Here is a 15,414-nt window from a genome sequence, read left to right on the forward strand (position 1 = left end):
CTCCTACTTTATATTTTAGGGATTATAACAAACCATTGGTCTAGGAAGTTGAGGCCTAGAACATTAAGATACTTGTTTTCGTACGAAATAGATGATCCATTTAGAAAACTTTAACGTTTTTAACAGGATATTTCAACTCTTTCCCAAACTAAAAACAGCCATCTAATCCAAATAGATGGCTGTATTGACAAGTTAAACAGGTCAGTATCTTAAAAGTACTACTCTTTGGTTGCAGTAGTTTCTTTCTCTATAAAATTCTTAATAGCAAGTGATGTCAAAGATTTAGGACGCTCCAAAGGCATTCCCAATGCTCTAGACCATACTCCCGATGCCAATACTCCCATTGCACGAGAAACACCAAATAATACGGTATAGAAACTAAAGTCTTTTAGACCATAATGCATCAACAAAGCACCAGAATGAGCATCTACATTCGGCCAAGGGTTTTTAACCTTACCCAAATCTTGCAATAGAGGAGGAACAATATCAAACAATTTCCATACAATTTTAACAATTGGATCATCACTGATATAATCCTCTGCAAAAACACGTTGAGCCATATAACGAGGATCTGGTTGACGCAATACAGCGTGACCATAACCAGGAATTACTTTTCCTTCGGCCAATGTTTTGTTGATATAATCTGTGATTTGATCTGAAGTTGGCGTATCTGTCCCCAAATCTTCTACCATGTTCAAAATCCATTTGATTACCTCTTGATTTGCCAAACCATGCAATGGTCCAGCCAAGGCGTTCATACCTCCCGATAACGAATAATAAGGATCACTCAAGGTAGAACCAACAAGATGAGTAGTGTGAGCAGAAGCATTCCCCCCTTCATGATCGGCATGAATGGTCAAATACAAGCGCATCAAACTCATAAAGTCAGGATTATCACTAACTCCTAACATATGCGCAAAGTTAGCTCCCCAGTCCAAATCAGGATTAGGCGCAATATGCTCATTGTTAAAATACGTACGACGGTAAATATAAGCCGCTACTCGTGGCAAACAAGCTACCAAATTCATGGTATCTTCATAATAAGCATCCCAATAATCTTGCTTGCTGATTCCTTCTGCATAACGCTTAGCAAAAACGCTTTCTGTTTGCATAGACAAAATCGCTGCACTAAATTGTGTCATCGGATGCGTTGTTGCTGGCAAAGAGTCCAACATTTTGAACGTATGATCTGGAACAGAGCTTCGTTTTTTCCATTCTTCTGACAACCATTTAACTTCTCTATCTGTCGGAATATCCCCCACTAACATCAACCAAAATAACCCTTCTGGTAGTGGTTCTTTGCAACCCTCAGCTTTGGGCAATGCTTTGCGTAGTTGGCGAATAGAATAACCTCTAAAGCGAATGCCCTCATAAGCATCCAATTCTGAAGTTTCCCATACCATACTCTTCATACCACGCATTCCACCAAACATTTGGCGGATAGAAACTTTATCGATTGCTAAATCGCCATGTTCTTTAAGCATATCTTTATTTGCCTTGAATAGAGCAAATGCCTTCGCTTGAAATTTTTGTTTTAAAATATCCATTTAATCTTTTTTTGTTGCATATAAATCGACTCTCCACAGAGAGAAATACTGTCATGTCGTAAATTTAACAAATTTTGTTAGAATTCCATCTAAGAAAGATAGACAAATTGTGTTGGCTTTTTTTTCGAAAAAAAAACCGATTAATCCCAACCCAATTATCAAAATTTATTTGCCCAATAAATAGGGTTTATTTTTTCTATTAGATTCAACAATTATTTGTTAAATATGGTTCTCCATAATTTGCCTTAAGTTCCAAGTTTTGTACTTTTTTATCCTCCAAAGGTCACCTTACCTCCCCCATTCCAACACTTTGTACAAATATTGCCCATAGCCACTTTTTTTGTATTTATCCGCAGCTTGTTCTAGTTTTTCGTCATTGATAAAACCTTGTCGATAAGCAACCTCCTCAATACATCCAATTTTCAAGCCTTGGCGCTCTTCAATTACTTCTATAAATTGACCTGCTTGCATCAAAGATTTGTGCGTTCCTGTATCTAACCAAGCAACCCCACGTCCCAAAGGCATTACTTTGAGTTTTCCTTCATTGAGGTAATGCTTGTTTACATCGGTAATTTCATATTCTCCTCTTGCGCTTGGTTTGAGATTTTTAGCGATTTCAATAACCGAATTGTCATAAAAATAAAGCCCAGGTATAGCGTAATTAGACTTAGGATTGCTGGGCTTTTCTTCGATAGAATAAGCCATGTTATTTTCATCAAAAGCCACTACCCCATAACGTTCAGGATCAGCAACTTGATAAGCAAACACAATTCCACCATCAGGATTATTGCTTTGTTCTAACAATTGATTTAAATTGCTTCCATAAAAAATGTTGTCCCCCAAAATCAAAGAAACACTATCGTTACCAATAAATTCTTCTCCCAATACAAATGCCTGAGCTAATCCATTTGGAATAATTTGTTCTTGATAGCTTATACGACACCCAATCTGCGACCCATCTCCTAATAGTTTTTGGAAATTAGGTAAATCATATTGAGTAGAGATAATCAAAATTTCTCTAATTCCTGCTGACATTAAAGTGGATAGAGGGTAATAAATCATTGGCTTGTCATAAACAGGCATTAGTTGTTTACTTACTGCTAATGTAAGAGGATACAAGCGTGTTCCTAATCCCCCTGCTAAAATAATTCCTTTCATAAACTTAGCTTAGTATATGTTTTCGTAATTCCTAAAAATTAGGGTAATTGTTTTTGGCACAAACTGTGCGTTAGATTATCAAAACAAGTGGTTTACTTTTATTATCAATACAGCCCTAAAGAGCTTTAACCTAACACACAAACTTAAAAAAATTTTAAACTACTTAACCAAAGACAATAAAATATTATCGCAAATCATTTTATTTTTAAGTATTTTGTCCCTGAAGGACATAATAACAAATCAATCATTTCGCAAATACAATAAATAAGCTGTACTTTTGTTCATACACATACAACTTGTTGATTTTTTTTTAAACTTAAGCAACAGAATGAGAAAATTATATATTTCCCTGCTCTTATCTGCTATGTTTGTAGGATTCGCCAATGCGCAGAAAACATTGCCATGGAAAAAGCGACTCAAAATGGCTCAAAATTTTGAGAAGGCTGGCGATTACTATCAAGCCGCAGTATACTATGAAGGCATCTATGCTGAAAAAAGCGACAAACCTGAATATAGTTATCAAGCAGGTGTTTGCTATTATCTCTTACGTGATTATGCCAACACTGTCAAAACATTAGAACCTGTTAAGGATCAAAATGATATTTACGACAAACCTGGCTATAAATACGCTGTAGCATTAAAACAAACAGGTCAGGCCGCAAAAGCCAAAAGTGCATTTGATCAATTTATAAAAAGCTACCCTTCTACTAAAGATGACTATAAAGAGTTCAAAGAAGCTTGTGAAAATGAAATCAAAGGTTGTGACTTTGCCCTAAACAAAAAGAAACACACGAATGATGCAGTCAAAATAGAATTGTTAGATGCCAAAATAAATACCAACAAAACAGAGTTTGCTCCTATTCCTTTTGATGAGAATATTCTTTATTTCTCTTCGTCTACAACAGGTGCGGCAAAGGTTTATCGTTCTCAAAAAAATGGGGACAATTGGTCTCGCCCTCAAGTGCCTAAAATTTTTGAAGGAAAAATGGCACGACCACATTTTGGCAATGGTACCTTTACAGAAGATAATGAACGTTTTTATTTTACCCAATGTGATCTTCCCAATGGAAAACCTAATTGTGCGATTTATGTCATGAGCAAAATTAGCGCAGAGGAATGGTCTGATCCAGTTATGTTGCCAGACTATATCAATGAAGATGGAGCCAACACAACCCATCCTTGTGTAGTTACGACTGATGATAAAGAAATTTTATATTTTGTTTCGGATCGAGAAGGAGGACGTGGAGGTTTAGACATTTGGTTCACGACAAGAACCGTTGGGAGTTCTAGCAATAATTTTACGCTTCCTAAAAATTTAGGTAGAAACATCAATACATTTGGCGATGAAATTACCCCTAATTATGATAAAGCAGAGGGAGTGCTTTACTTTAGTTCAAATGGTCGTGTCAGTGCAGGGGGATTAGATATTTTTAAATCCAAAGGCGAGAAATTGCAATGGGAAATTGCTCAAAATTTAGGCTTTCCCCTTAACTCTGCTGCGGACGATCTTTATTACACGGTTAGTGAAGCCCATGGGGGTGGATACTTTGTGTCTAATCGCCTCTTAGCTCCTAAAAAAACGGCAACAACAGACGATGACATTTTTTACTTTGGAGAAAACAAAATTATTGTAACAATTAGTGGGGCGATTACAGATGCCAATTACCCTGACAATGGTCCCTTAACAGATGTGAACATCAAGCTATTTAATGAAGATGAGTTGGTTGAGGAACGTATGTTATCCATTGCCGAATATCGTTTTAAATTAGGTCCAAAAAAACAATATACCATAGAAATATACAAGGAAGATTACAACTTAGCGAGCTTTGATGTCAATACAAGTAATTTTGAATACTCTGAAGATGTTGTTAAAGATGTAGCGCTTGAAATTCCAAAAGAAGACCCCATCCCAACAGTACCAGACGATCCAGAAGAAGTGGATTGGGATGCCGTAAAAGCTCAAATTGTTCCACCTGAATATGATTCTAGAGATAATCCATATAGTTTTCCAGAAGAACCCTTTGACCCTCTTACAGGTGAAGAATATGTTGGTCCTTATTTAGAGGTTTATAATGAGATCAAAAATGATGTTGCCAACTTATCCAATGAAAGTAAAGTTTATTACGATGGTCCTGATGGTGAATTACTACCTTATATGGGAGATGTTTTTGACGATGTTGTAGAAGAACCTATTGTTGATACTCCCATCGAAAAGATTTATCCAGACGATGAACTAGCACCAGAAGGTACTGTTTACAAAATTCAAGTTTCTGCTGTTCGACGCTTTAAGAGTTACAAATATGATGCGTTAGGAGAAGTGGGTAAATTGGCTTTTGAGGACATTGATGATGGAATTAGACGAGTGATGGTCGTTCCCGAAGAATTAACCGACGATGGTCTAGAAGGATTCAAATCTAAAGGAGATGCCTTAAATACACTTTCGTATGTCATTAACAATACTCGATTTGAAAATGCATTTGTCATCAAAGTAGTTAATGGCGAACGAGTTGGAGAAGGATTTAGAGGTTGGGATGAAGAGGAAAATAGTTCTTCAGATTCAGAAAGTACAGAAAACAATGTGAATGAAGATTATGAAGGTTTTTAGTCCGCTACTGCAATTTTATTTTTAACAGTGGATACTATTCTTTTGAAAAACAATAGTAGAGTACTTTTATTTGAAGCAATCTAGACCTCAACTATAATCATTACTAAGGTTTCAGATTTTAGGCATAACCGTAATTGATTATAATTCGGAACAATCCTAGAATCTGAAACTTTGAAGTTTAGGGCATATTGTGAATGTATTTTTTGACACTTTGAAGGAATAACAAAGATTAAGACAGCTAAGCACCTTTTCTAACAAAGAATTTACAGAATGAAAATACCATATTTTACGCTTTTTATTTTTCTGTCCTCTTTTATAACGATAGAGACGCAAGGTCAAACCCCTTGGCGGAAACGAGCAAAAATAGCTGCAAATTTTGAAAAAAGCGGTGATTTACATCAAGCTGCTATTTATTATCGTAGTGTTTATCAAGAAAAGCCTGAAAAATTGGAATATAGCTTTAAGGCAGGGCAATGCTTTTTAGAATTAAGAGATTATGAAAATGCCGTGAAGTCCTTAGAAGTCGTTAAAGATGAAAATAACAATCCTAAATACAATAAGCCAGGTTATAAATATGCTTTGGCTCTTAAGCAAAAAGGAGCCGTAAACGAGGCTAAGGAAGCTTTTAATCATTTTTTATTGGATTATCAAGGGGTTGACAAAGCGCTTTATCAAGAGTTTGTTGAAAATGAATTAAAAGGCTGTAATTATGCCTTAAAGGCACAACAATATACCAACCCAACTGTCAAAATTGAACACCTAGACGCTAAGATTAATAGTTCCAAAACAGAATTTGCTCCAATTCCTTTTACCAATGATGTATTGTATTTTTCATCCACCATTAAGGGCGTTGCCAAAATCCACAGAACAGTAAAACAAGCCGATGGGTGGGTTCGCCCCCAAATACCTTCTATTTTTTTAGGAAAAATGGAACGTGCTCACTTTGGAAATGGTTCTTTTACACAAGACGGGCACCGATTTTATTTCACTCAATGTGACATCAAAGATGGCAAGCCTCAATGTGCTATTTACTTGATGGAAGATTTGGGCGATGGACAATGGTCTACCCCTGTTATCCTTCCCGATTACATCAATCCTGAAAATGCCAATACCACACATCCTATTGTTGTCAATTCTGGCGATCACGAAATTCTATATTTTGCCTCTAATCGACCTGGAGGAAAAGGAGGGCTAGATTTATGGTATTCTACACGCCCCATTACAGGAGATAATAAAAGTTTTACCTTGCCCAAAAATCTTGGTCGAAACATCAATAGTATTGGAGACGAGATTAGCCCATTCTATCATAAAGCGACTGGAACACTATATTTTAGTTCGAATGGTCGTGTCAGTGCTGGAGGCTTAGATATTTTTAAATCTAAAGGACAAAAATTACAATGGGAAGTTGCTCAAAACTTGGGCTTTCCGATTAACTCCTCTGCGGATGATCTATACTATACCATTAGTGAAGCGCATGGCGGAGGCTATTTGGTTTCCAATCGCCCTTTTCTACCCGAACGCAAAACGACAACAGATGACGATATTTTCTATTTTGGCATTGAGAACATTGAAATTAATGTTTCTGGCGCAATAACGGACTCTGATTATCCTGAAAAAGGACTGCTAAAAGATTTGAATATTAAGTTATTTAAAAAAACAACTATTGGGGATGAGGAATTAATAGATGAACGTATGTTAGCCCTTGGGGAATATCAATTTGAGGGCTTGTCTCCCAATACTTCTTATATTATTGCAGTAGAAAAAGAAAATTTTCACGTTACTAGTTTTCCTTTTACAACGGGAAGTAAGTCTCAAAATACAAACTATGATATAGAGTTAATTGCCCGAACAGACATTGTTATCCCTCCCAAAACAGACCCACAAGCTATTCGGCATTACATTATGCATCCACGCCATCAATCCAATGATAATGCTTATCAATTGCCTGTTGATCCTATCGACCCCAATTTGGGAATAGAATACGAAGGAGATACCCTCAAAATTTTTTACGAGTTTGATGCGATTGCTGGTCTAGGAGATCATCGCAAGTTATACTATGATCAGTATGGCAACCCCCAACCCTACCATGAGCCAATAATTCCAACACAACAAAACCAAAAAGAGCCTTCTTCGGTTCCAGGACCTTATCCACCTAGCCCTCTTGCCGCTCCTAATGTTGTTTATAAGATTCAGGTTTCTGCCGTTCGAAAATTTAGAGCGGATAAATATGAAGATTTAAAAGAAGTGGGCCGTTTATCAACAGAAGAAATTGCTGGTGGAATCAAACGTATTTTGGTCATTAATAAAAAGATAAATAATGAAAATATAGATGGATTCAAACGAAAATCCGATGCCTTAAATGCACTATCTTATGTTTTAAACAATTCTCGATTTGAGTATGCTTTTGTTATAAAATACGTCAATGGAGAGCGTATTGGAGAAGGCTTTCGGGGTTGGGATGAAGAAGAAGGTTTAGAAACGGATACCAAACCTGATGGGCGCATTCCCAAGGATGTTTACGAAGGTTTTTAGGGCACTAAAAAAACGAAGGGGGATCAAAAATTTGATCCCCCTCATTTTAACTAATCTATTGTTGTTTTTTATAGTACACTAATCCATGATTAGGATTAGATTAGGCATCAACGCCTTCTGCTTTTTTTGTTTTTTCCTCTTCTTCCAATTCTGTCCCCATTAGTTCGGCACGAATTTTTGCTTCAATTTCTTCTGCTACCTCAGGGTTGTCCAGCATAAACTGTTTAGCAGCCTCACGCCCTTGCGCAATTTTCCCATCTCCATATCCATACCAAGCACCACTCTTAGACAAAATGCCAAACTCTGTTCCCAAGTCAACAATTTCACCACTTTTAGAAATTCCTTCACCATACATAATATCAAATTCTGCAATTTGGAATGGTGGAGCCAATTTATTTTTGACCACTTTAACCTTAACGTGATTACCAACAACTTTGCCTTCTCTATCCTTAATTGCTCCCCCTGAACGGCGAATGTCCAAACGTTGAGAAGCATAAAATTTCAATGCATTACCACCTGTTGTTGTTTCAGGGTTGCCAAACATAACCCCAATTTTTTCACGCAATTGATTGATAAAGATACAACAGCAATTTGTTTTGCTAATAGCCGACGTCAATTTACGCATTGCTTGAGACATTAAACGAGCTTGTAATCCCATTTTAGAATCCCCCATTTCGCCTTCGATTTCACTTCGTGGCACCAACGCTGCAACAGAGTCAACCACCAAAATATCAATAGCACCTGAACGAATAAGACTCTCTGCAATTTCCAATGCTTGTTCACCATAATCAGGTTGTGCAAAAATCAACTCGTCAACATCAATCCCTAGTCCCTCTGCATAAAAACGATCAAAAGCGTGCTCTGCATCAACAAAAGCAGCAATTCCTCCACCTCTTTGGCATTCCGCTATTGCGTGCAATGCAATAGTCGTTTTACCAGAAGATTCAGGACCATAAATTTCAATTACACGACCTTTTGGAAAACCACTAGTACCTAAGGCTACATCTAAGGCAACAGATCCTGTAGAAATGGTATCAATTTTTTCAACTTGCTGATCCCCTAAGCGCATTACAGCGCCTTTTCCATATGTTTTTTTAAGACGATCTAAGGTTGTTTGTAATGCTTTTAACTTATTGTCGTCTCCAGAAGTGCTTTTTTTGGCCATTATGTTTCTAGTTTGATTTTCAAAAAAAATGTTCTACAACATTTTGTTTTAATTTTATTTATTGTCAAGTGTGATACAAATATAAGTGAATATTTTACACTTTGCAAGTTTATTAGGCAAAAAAATTACACTTTTTGCAAAAAAATGTTTCAACAAACTGTTTCAAAGCAAGCAAATAAACCTTTTTGTTTCTGTTAGAGTTGGTTTATTTTCGTACTTTTCTACCATTCAAGATACAATATTTATTATCCACCTTTTTTACAATCATTAACTCATAACATTACAAGTCCAAAATTTATAGTATGAATCTTGCCTTGCTAGTTATATTATCCTTAATTTTGTCCTATTAAACAAGCATCCAACATTACTTAGGCAACCTCATCTTCGTTTATACAAGTATGTTTTTATTAGTTTTAAAACAAGTATAACGATGAGCAGCCTAATTTGTTTGCTTATAAAAATAAACAATCGAACAACTATTATATTATTATCTGCATCTAGATAGATAAACAGACTATTTCGATGACAATTATTCAAACCATTTAATCTAATGCAGCATTTTCTAAGCTACCTTATCACCACAATCATCATCATTAGCGTACTTTTTAGCTGTACCGAAAAACAACGTACTCGATTTGCCGTTACGCCAACTGCCTATGGAAAAGTTGACAACATTATGGTTGTTGCAGACGAATACACTTGGACCACAACAATAGGTGATACCTTTCGAAATTATTTTGAAGCCTTATACCCTGTTACACCACAACCCGAGCCGATTTATGATTTGCGCTATAAAACACCTACTCAATTCAAAGAAGGGAAAATACTCAAAACTCATCGTGCCATTCTTATTATAGGAGCATTAGACGATATGAATGATCCAGCTAGTGCCGAAATACGGAAAGCTATAGGAAAGGAAAACGTTCAACGAGCAAAAGAACAAAGCACCTACCGCATAGCAATCCACAAAGATCGTTGGGCACAGGGACAAACGGTAATCTATTGGTTTGGACCAACTAGAAATGAATTGCTAAAAACAATAGTGAAAGATTATCAAAAGGTAATGAATCAATTCAATAAGGCGGATACCAAATTGTTTATTCAGCAAATTTATGCTCCTGGACAAAACATAGCCGCAAGCAGGGAGATTCAAAAAAACTTCAATCTTAATCTGAAAATTCCCAAAGAATATGTCGTTGCCAATCTGGATAGTGCTTCTATATGGTTAAGAAGAGAAACCAACAAAACCAGTAGCAGTATATTCATTTATAGTTTGCCCTTAGCAGATTCTACTCTACCTAGTCCTAAGCATCACAAACACTTTCGAAATAAATTGACCAAGGTTTATTTTTCCACCCGCATAAAAGGATCTTACATGACAATGGACGATATTTCATTGCCCATCTATTATCAAGAAATGAATTTTGACAACAAGCCTACTCTACAAGCCAGAGGGCTTTGGAAAATGGAAGTTGACCAGATGGGGGGATCTTTTGTTACTTATATGATAAAGGATGTTCCCAATAATAGGGTCATCTTACTGGATGGGTTTGTTCATGCTCCTGGACAAAAAAAGCGCCCTGAGATGCGCAAGTTGGACATGATTTTTTCTACCTTATCTTCTTAATTATTATAGAACTGCTTGATTGACCATTGCACCAATCAAGCAGTTCTTGCTTTATTTTTTCTTTTTCCAAGCACCTTTTAAGATGGCATCTAAATTGACAGCAAGACTAAAATGATGTGCAGATCCTGCAAAATGATAGCCTCCAAATCCATAATCAAGCTGAAATTGTTTGATGCGAAGCCCACAACCAAAAGAAAAGCCCGCTATATCACTTAAATTTGCCGAAAGCAATTCTCCTCTACGCATGTGATTATAACCTACTGCTACTCGAAAAACTTCTGGTTTGCCTTTTTTGCCAAATAGCAACTCCATATTAAAGATAAAATGTCTAAAAATATCGTCTACTACTTTTATGGCTGAATTATCCGTTTGCTGATCTTCATTGCCAGTCAATAGCACTTGATTATCTTGTTGGCTAGGGTCGTCATAAACAATCCCCCATTGTTGTATATTGTGCATAATAACAGAAAAACGCAAAGGGATGTATTTTAGACGGTGAGCAAACCCAATTTGCAAATCAAAAGGCAGCGGTTCCATATTTCCATTACGAGCATAAGTAGAAAACTGCGTCCCCATATTTTTAAAGGCTACGGTCAAACTGATCTTTTTAGCCGTATCTGAAAACATAGCAGCAGCATCAAAAGCCATCCCTGTAGAATTGTAACTTCCTAAATAAGAAAGAATCGTTTTGGCATTGGCTCCTACCGACAAAAATTTGCTAATTTGATAACCTGCTCCTATATTGATAGCGTATTCCGCAGCACTTGTTTCGCCTGTATATGTTCCTGTTACGTCTCTATTTTGAAATTTTCCATAACTAATATACTGCAAGCCTGCATGCACCATTACTGGTACTTTGCCTTGGTCAATATAATGACCATACGCCAAATATCCGTGCGTCACTCCTCCCATATATGCACTTTGATTAAATGCAATTCGACGATGCATAGAAGGATTTAAAGCTGCTGGGTTGTGATAGGCCAAATTGAGGTCAGCATCTCGGACAGTAATTAAACTCCCCCCTAGGGCAGTAATACGAGCAGAATTGGGTATTCTCAAAAATTCATAGGTGCTATTTCCCCCTATTTGTGCATAGGTTCCCAAACTAATAAAAAGAAGGAATACAATAAGCCAATATTTCATAAACAAGAGTTGTTTTATAGGAATAATTTGCTGCTTTTAGAACAAATTAATGTGATGAACAAAACGTAATTTATCCAACAGTAACCAAAAATATAAAAATAATTACACTCTCAAGATAGTTTAACACGATTCATTGATGGTGATGGGTTACTTATTACGATTTCTTGATAATGTAGAAATATTAGACGATATAATGAGAAATTTAGTGATAAGAATAATAGATAGAGCTTCCTTTATTTACTTATAGAAATAACGCATCATTTACCTAATCGCTGCCCAATCTTTCTTCTTTTTCCTTGGATTCCTTCATAATTTCATCACAAACACTTGTCATTGGTCTTAAATAGCCCTTTCCTCGTTGCCAAATAATGCAACAAAACCCTTCATCACAGCGTTTCTTGGTCATTAGCTTTCTTGTTTCGGCATCATACTCATATAATAAACCATGTTCTAGACCTTCTTCATCTCCCAAAATAGAAACATAGTTTCCTTCTCGTATCAAAACACCTTCAGGCGAATATTCCTGAAAAGGACCATCTTCCATGTTCCTTTTGATGGTTACACACTCTTTGAGCTGCCCTGTATTATAATAAGAATACAGTTTTCCCATCAGCACATCATCTTTATAATAACCTTTTTGTTTGATGGTTCCTTCTGGATGATAATAAATAAAAGGACCTTGATATTTTCCTTTTTCCAGATTCAAAACCCCAGACAAAGAACCATCTTCGTGATAAATTTTTTCTTCCCCTTGCAACTTCCCTTTCTCATAGGTATGTTCTAAGGCTAAATTACCATTATCGTGATACACTTTATAATAACCATGACGAGTATTGGTTTTAGCGAGTACCTGATAACGTTCTACCACACGTTTGTCATACCGAACAATGACGGTTTTAGTTTTGCAAGCATAGAGGCAAAAGAATAGAACAAAACTTATGAATATTTTGAGTAAATGCATAACATTAATTGGTCTTAAAATTGGCTAATTGCTGAAATAGAGTCCCCCAATTTATTGTTCCTCCCCAACAGCTAATCTAAAGGGATTCATAAAATTAACGAACTCTTAGTAAAAATTTCTGTTTTGCTACAAAAAGTCCTCTTTTTTTCTTGGAGTAAGCAATAAGCTGTTAACACGCTTTGTTCCTAGGCACCATACAAAAGACTACTTAAATTTACACTCATTTGTTCAGGGCACTTTCTAGTTTGCCAATCAAAGATTCAATACTCCTCCATTCTAATTAACAGAGTAATGAATTAAGATTTATGCTCATTAATAATCGCTTCACAAAGTTTGCTGCTGGGTTTTACCGCTCCATCCTCTAAGGTCCAAATCGTGCAACATTGACCATCTTTACAAACCATTTTTTGGATAAGTTCGCCATTTTCATCGTACAATTTTAGAGGGCCATGTTCTAAATTTTCTCGATCACTTTTGCTCGTATAGCCCCCTTCTGCCTTTAGGCTACCGTTTTCGTTGTACTCCTTAAAAACTCCTTGCGTAAGTCCATCAACGTGCATAACCTCTTCTTTTAAAGTGCCATTGGCATAATAAGAACTCAGAACGCCTTCCATTTTCCCCGCTTTGTAACTCCCCTGCTGCTTTAGCGTACCATCTTCATAATAATATTTAAATACGCCATCGTGTACCCCATCTTTGTAGGTAAATTCGCCATCAACTTGACCGTTAGCAAAATAAATTTTTTCAAGCCCTTCTATTTTATTTTGAACGTAAGTTCTCTCTGTCATTAATGCCCCCGTTGGAACATCATATTCTTTATAAATACCATGTTTATAACCAGTTGCTTTATCAATTTGATGTTGAATTTTCACCATGCTATCAGCACTGTATTGTTCTGTATCCTCTAATTCAATGGCAACAACAGGAGCTGCTGTATTTTGATCTACAGTTGTGGTATTATCACTTTGATCGTCAGCAGTTGAAGTACAAGCCACCACCCCCAATAGGAATAGGCTACTGATCGCTATTATTTTTATTGCTTTCATAATTTAATTCCACCTTTTATTGTTCTAATAATATTTCTTATATAATCATTAATTTATGCTTAGTTACAAAAATAGCTTAACTTTCTAAAAACACAAAGGATGCTTTATTTGGATAGATATTTGAAGCATAAAAGTTTAAGTAATTCTGTGTAGTTACTTATTTTAATGCTACGCTGCTCTAGCCGAGTAATGTTATATAACTAGAACAATTTTTTAATACGATATACTAAACCACTCACAATGAGACTATTTATTGCCTTATTATTTCTGTTTTTGGGGATATCACCAAGCATCCAAGCACAAGAGTTTGTATACATAGACGACGATATTAGTGATGCACCACTCACCATCAAAATAGCCGATGAGGTTACCTTTCCTGACCTACAAGTGGTGTTAGGACGAGATATTCCGTTTGAAGATTTTACAGTAGGGATCACCCCTTACAAACAACAAGCTAATTATATCATTACCAAACGTCCTACGGATGCAGAACGGCTTGTCAAAGTGGACAACTGTGATAATTTCCCAGATTTAAGCATCTTGGTAAAAGATAAGTTGTCCTTCCCAGATGTGCGGATTGAATTTCGAGACAATAGTTCATTTGTAGACATCCTCATTTATTCCGAAAAAACAACCGTTTCAGAACAAGAGTTGATTGCTTGTTTACTGCCCTTAATAAGAGAAAAAGCAAAAAAATAGGGCACGATTATTTTTTTAGAAAAGCAATATTTCTCGTTAGACCAGCGTATTTTGTTCGCTTCACAGCAGACTTCTTAAACACCTTTCTAAAGACCTCCTCTGTAATTTCTTCCCAATCTTTATTGGTCATTGTCAGCAAATCAGGATGGGGATCAAAAGCAGGCTCTTGATGCTGTTTAGCAAAACGATTCCAAGGGCAGACTTGTTGGCAAACATCACAACCAAACATCCAATTGTCAAACTTTCCTTGCATTTCTTGGGGCAATTCATCTTTTAATTCTATTGTAAAATAAGAAATACATTTGCTTCCATCTACCCAATAACCTTCGGGGTGAATTGCCTCTGTTGGGCAAGCATCTATACAACGTGTACAGCGCCCACAATAATCCTTAATAGGACCATCGTCCTCTAATTCTAAATCAATAATCAACTCTGCCAAGAAAAAATAAGACCCCTCGCCTTTGGTAATGAGCAAGGTATTTTTACCGATCCAACCAACCCCACTATGTTTTGCCCAGTCTCGTTCCAAAACAGGAGCAGAATCAACAAAACAACGCCCACTAACGGCTCCAATTTCTTCTTGAATGTATTCCAATAGCGAATACAATTTTTGCTTGATGATTGTATGGTAATCTTTCCCGTAAGCATATTGAGAAATCTTGGGAGCCGTTGGATCTTCTTGTGTTTGAGTAGAATGATAATTGTATAATAAAGTGACAACTGTTTTGGCTCCATCTACCAATTTTCGGGGATCAATCCGTTTATCAAAATGATTGCCCATATAATGCATTTGCCCGTGCATTCCTTGATTCAGCCATTGTTCCAATTTACGGGCTTCATCCGTCAGTTCTCTTGCTGCCGAAACTCCCATAAAAGAAAACCCTAATTCATAAGCCTTTTCTCGAATAAGCCGTTTGTTTGCTCCCTCCAT

Annotated in this window: 11 protein-coding genes; 4 read left to right on the plus strand and 7 right to left on the minus strand. The window is 36.4% G+C overall.

Annotated elements, in window-relative coordinates:
* Positions 1-218: 218 nt before the first annotated feature.
* The gene (locus AsAng_RS20555; protein ID WP_264788985.1) at positions 219-1,547 is read right to left on the minus strand and encodes a citrate (Si)-synthase; all 1,329 of its coding nucleotides are present in this window, start codon (positions 1,545-1,547) and stop codon (positions 219-221) included.
* 288 nt (positions 1,548-1,835) lie between these two features.
* Positions 1,836-2,705: a glucose-1-phosphate thymidylyltransferase RfbA gene (gene rfbA, locus AsAng_RS20560; RefSeq protein ID WP_264788986.1), complete on the minus strand. Its 870-nt coding sequence runs from the start codon at positions 2,703-2,705 to the stop codon at positions 1,836-1,838.
* 328 nt (positions 2,706-3,033) lie between these two features.
* Here rfbA and AsAng_RS20565 point away from each other — a divergent pair, with 328 nt between their 5' ends.
* Together AsAng_RS20565 and AsAng_RS20570 are read left to right on the plus strand one after the other, a co-directional pair.
* Entirely contained in the window at positions 3,034-5,310 is a 2,277-nt protein-coding gene (locus AsAng_RS20565; protein WP_264788987.1) for a tetratricopeptide repeat protein, read from the plus strand.
* A gap of 270 nt (positions 5,311-5,580) precedes the next feature.
* Positions 5,581-7,842 carry a tetratricopeptide repeat protein gene (locus AsAng_RS20570; RefSeq protein WP_264788988.1) on the plus strand — a complete coding sequence of 754 codons (2,262 nt, stop codon included), beginning with the start codon at positions 5,581-5,583 and terminating at the stop codon, positions 7,840-7,842.
* Between the two features lie 100 nt (positions 7,843-7,942).
* On the opposite strand, the gene recA is transcribed toward AsAng_RS20570, so the two are convergent.
* Positions 7,943-9,007, minus strand: a complete 1,065-nt coding sequence (recA, locus tag AsAng_RS20575; protein ID WP_264788989.1) for a recombinase RecA — start codon at positions 9,005-9,007, stop codon at positions 7,943-7,945.
* A gap of 550 nt (positions 9,008-9,557) precedes the next feature.
* Here recA and AsAng_RS20580 point away from each other — a divergent pair.
* On the plus strand, positions 9,558-10,634 hold the full coding sequence (locus AsAng_RS20580; RefSeq protein ID WP_264788990.1) for a DUF4837 family protein: 1,077 nt from the start codon (positions 9,558-9,560) through the stop codon (positions 10,632-10,634).
* 51 nt (positions 10,635-10,685) lie between these two features.
* On the opposite strand, the gene porQ is transcribed toward AsAng_RS20580, so the two are convergent.
* The 3 genes from porQ to AsAng_RS20595 form a co-directional block, all read right to left on the minus strand.
* The gene (gene porQ, locus AsAng_RS20585) at positions 10,686-11,777 is read right to left on the minus strand and encodes a type IX secretion system protein PorQ (protein WP_264788991.1); all 1,092 of its coding nucleotides are present in this window, start codon (positions 11,775-11,777) and stop codon (positions 10,686-10,688) included.
* A gap of 265 nt (positions 11,778-12,042) precedes the next feature.
* Positions 12,043-12,738, minus strand: coding sequence for a toxin-antitoxin system YwqK family antitoxin (locus tag AsAng_RS20590; RefSeq protein ID WP_264788992.1), 696 nt, complete (start codon positions 12,736-12,738; stop codon positions 12,043-12,045).
* Positions 12,739-13,034: 296 nt separating this feature from the next.
* The gene (locus tag AsAng_RS20595; RefSeq protein ID WP_264788993.1) at positions 13,035-13,784 is read right to left on the minus strand and encodes a toxin-antitoxin system YwqK family antitoxin; all 750 of its coding nucleotides are present in this window, start codon (positions 13,782-13,784) and stop codon (positions 13,035-13,037) included.
* Positions 13,785-14,024: 240 nt separating this feature from the next.
* Here AsAng_RS20595 and AsAng_RS20600 point away from each other — a divergent pair, with 240 nt between their 5' ends.
* Positions 14,025-14,483, plus strand: coding sequence for a hypothetical protein (locus AsAng_RS20600; protein ID WP_264788994.1), 459 nt, complete (start codon positions 14,025-14,027; stop codon positions 14,481-14,483).
* A 7-nt stretch (positions 14,484-14,490) separates the two neighbouring features.
* On the opposite strand, the gene queG is transcribed toward AsAng_RS20600, so the two are convergent.
* The gene (gene queG, locus AsAng_RS20605; protein ID WP_264788995.1) at positions 14,491-15,414 is read right to left on the minus strand and encodes a tRNA epoxyqueuosine(34) reductase QueG; all 924 of its coding nucleotides are present in this window, start codon (positions 15,412-15,414) and stop codon (positions 14,491-14,493) included.

Source organism: Aureispira anguillae (assembly GCF_026000115.1).
Taxonomy (GTDB): domain Bacteria; phylum Bacteroidota; class Bacteroidia; order Chitinophagales; family Saprospiraceae; genus Aureispira; species Aureispira anguillae.

Excerpts from the sequence above, each read along its gene's own strand:
- AsAng_RS20565 (WP_264788987.1), top strand. The coding sequence starts at position 3,034 with ATGAGAAAATTATATATTTCCCTGCTCTTATCTGCTATGTTTGTAGGA.
- rfbA (WP_264788986.1), bottom strand. The coding sequence starts at position 2,705 with ATGAAAGGAATTATTTTAGCAGGGGGATTAGGAACACGCTTGTATCCT.
- AsAng_RS20580 (WP_264788990.1), top strand. The coding sequence starts at position 9,558 with ATGCAGCATTTTCTAAGCTACCTTATCACCACAATCATCATCATTAGC.
- porQ (WP_264788991.1), bottom strand. The coding sequence starts at position 11,777 with ATGAAATATTGGCTTATTGTATTCCTTCTTTTTATTAGTTTGGGAACC.
- recA (WP_264788989.1), bottom strand. The coding sequence starts at position 9,007 with ATGGCCAAAAAAAGCACTTCTGGAGACGACAATAAGTTAAAAGCATTA.
- AsAng_RS20590 (WP_264788992.1), bottom strand. The coding sequence starts at position 12,738 with ATGCATTTACTCAAAATATTCATAAGTTTTGTTCTATTCTTTTGCCTC.
- AsAng_RS20595 (WP_264788993.1), bottom strand. The coding sequence starts at position 13,784 with ATGAAAGCAATAAAAATAATAGCGATCAGTAGCCTATTCCTATTGGGG.
- AsAng_RS20600 (WP_264788994.1), top strand. The coding sequence starts at position 14,025 with ATGAGACTATTTATTGCCTTATTATTTCTGTTTTTGGGGATATCACCA.
- queG (WP_264788995.1), bottom strand. The coding sequence starts at position 15,414 with ATGGAGGGAGCAAACAAACGGCTTATTCGAGAAAAGGCTTATGAATTA.
- AsAng_RS20570 (WP_264788988.1), top strand. The coding sequence starts at position 5,581 with ATGAAAATACCATATTTTACGCTTTTTATTTTTCTGTCCTCTTTTATA.
- AsAng_RS20555 (WP_264788985.1), bottom strand. The coding sequence starts at position 1,547 with ATGGATATTTTAAAACAAAAATTTCAAGCGAAGGCATTTGCTCTATTC.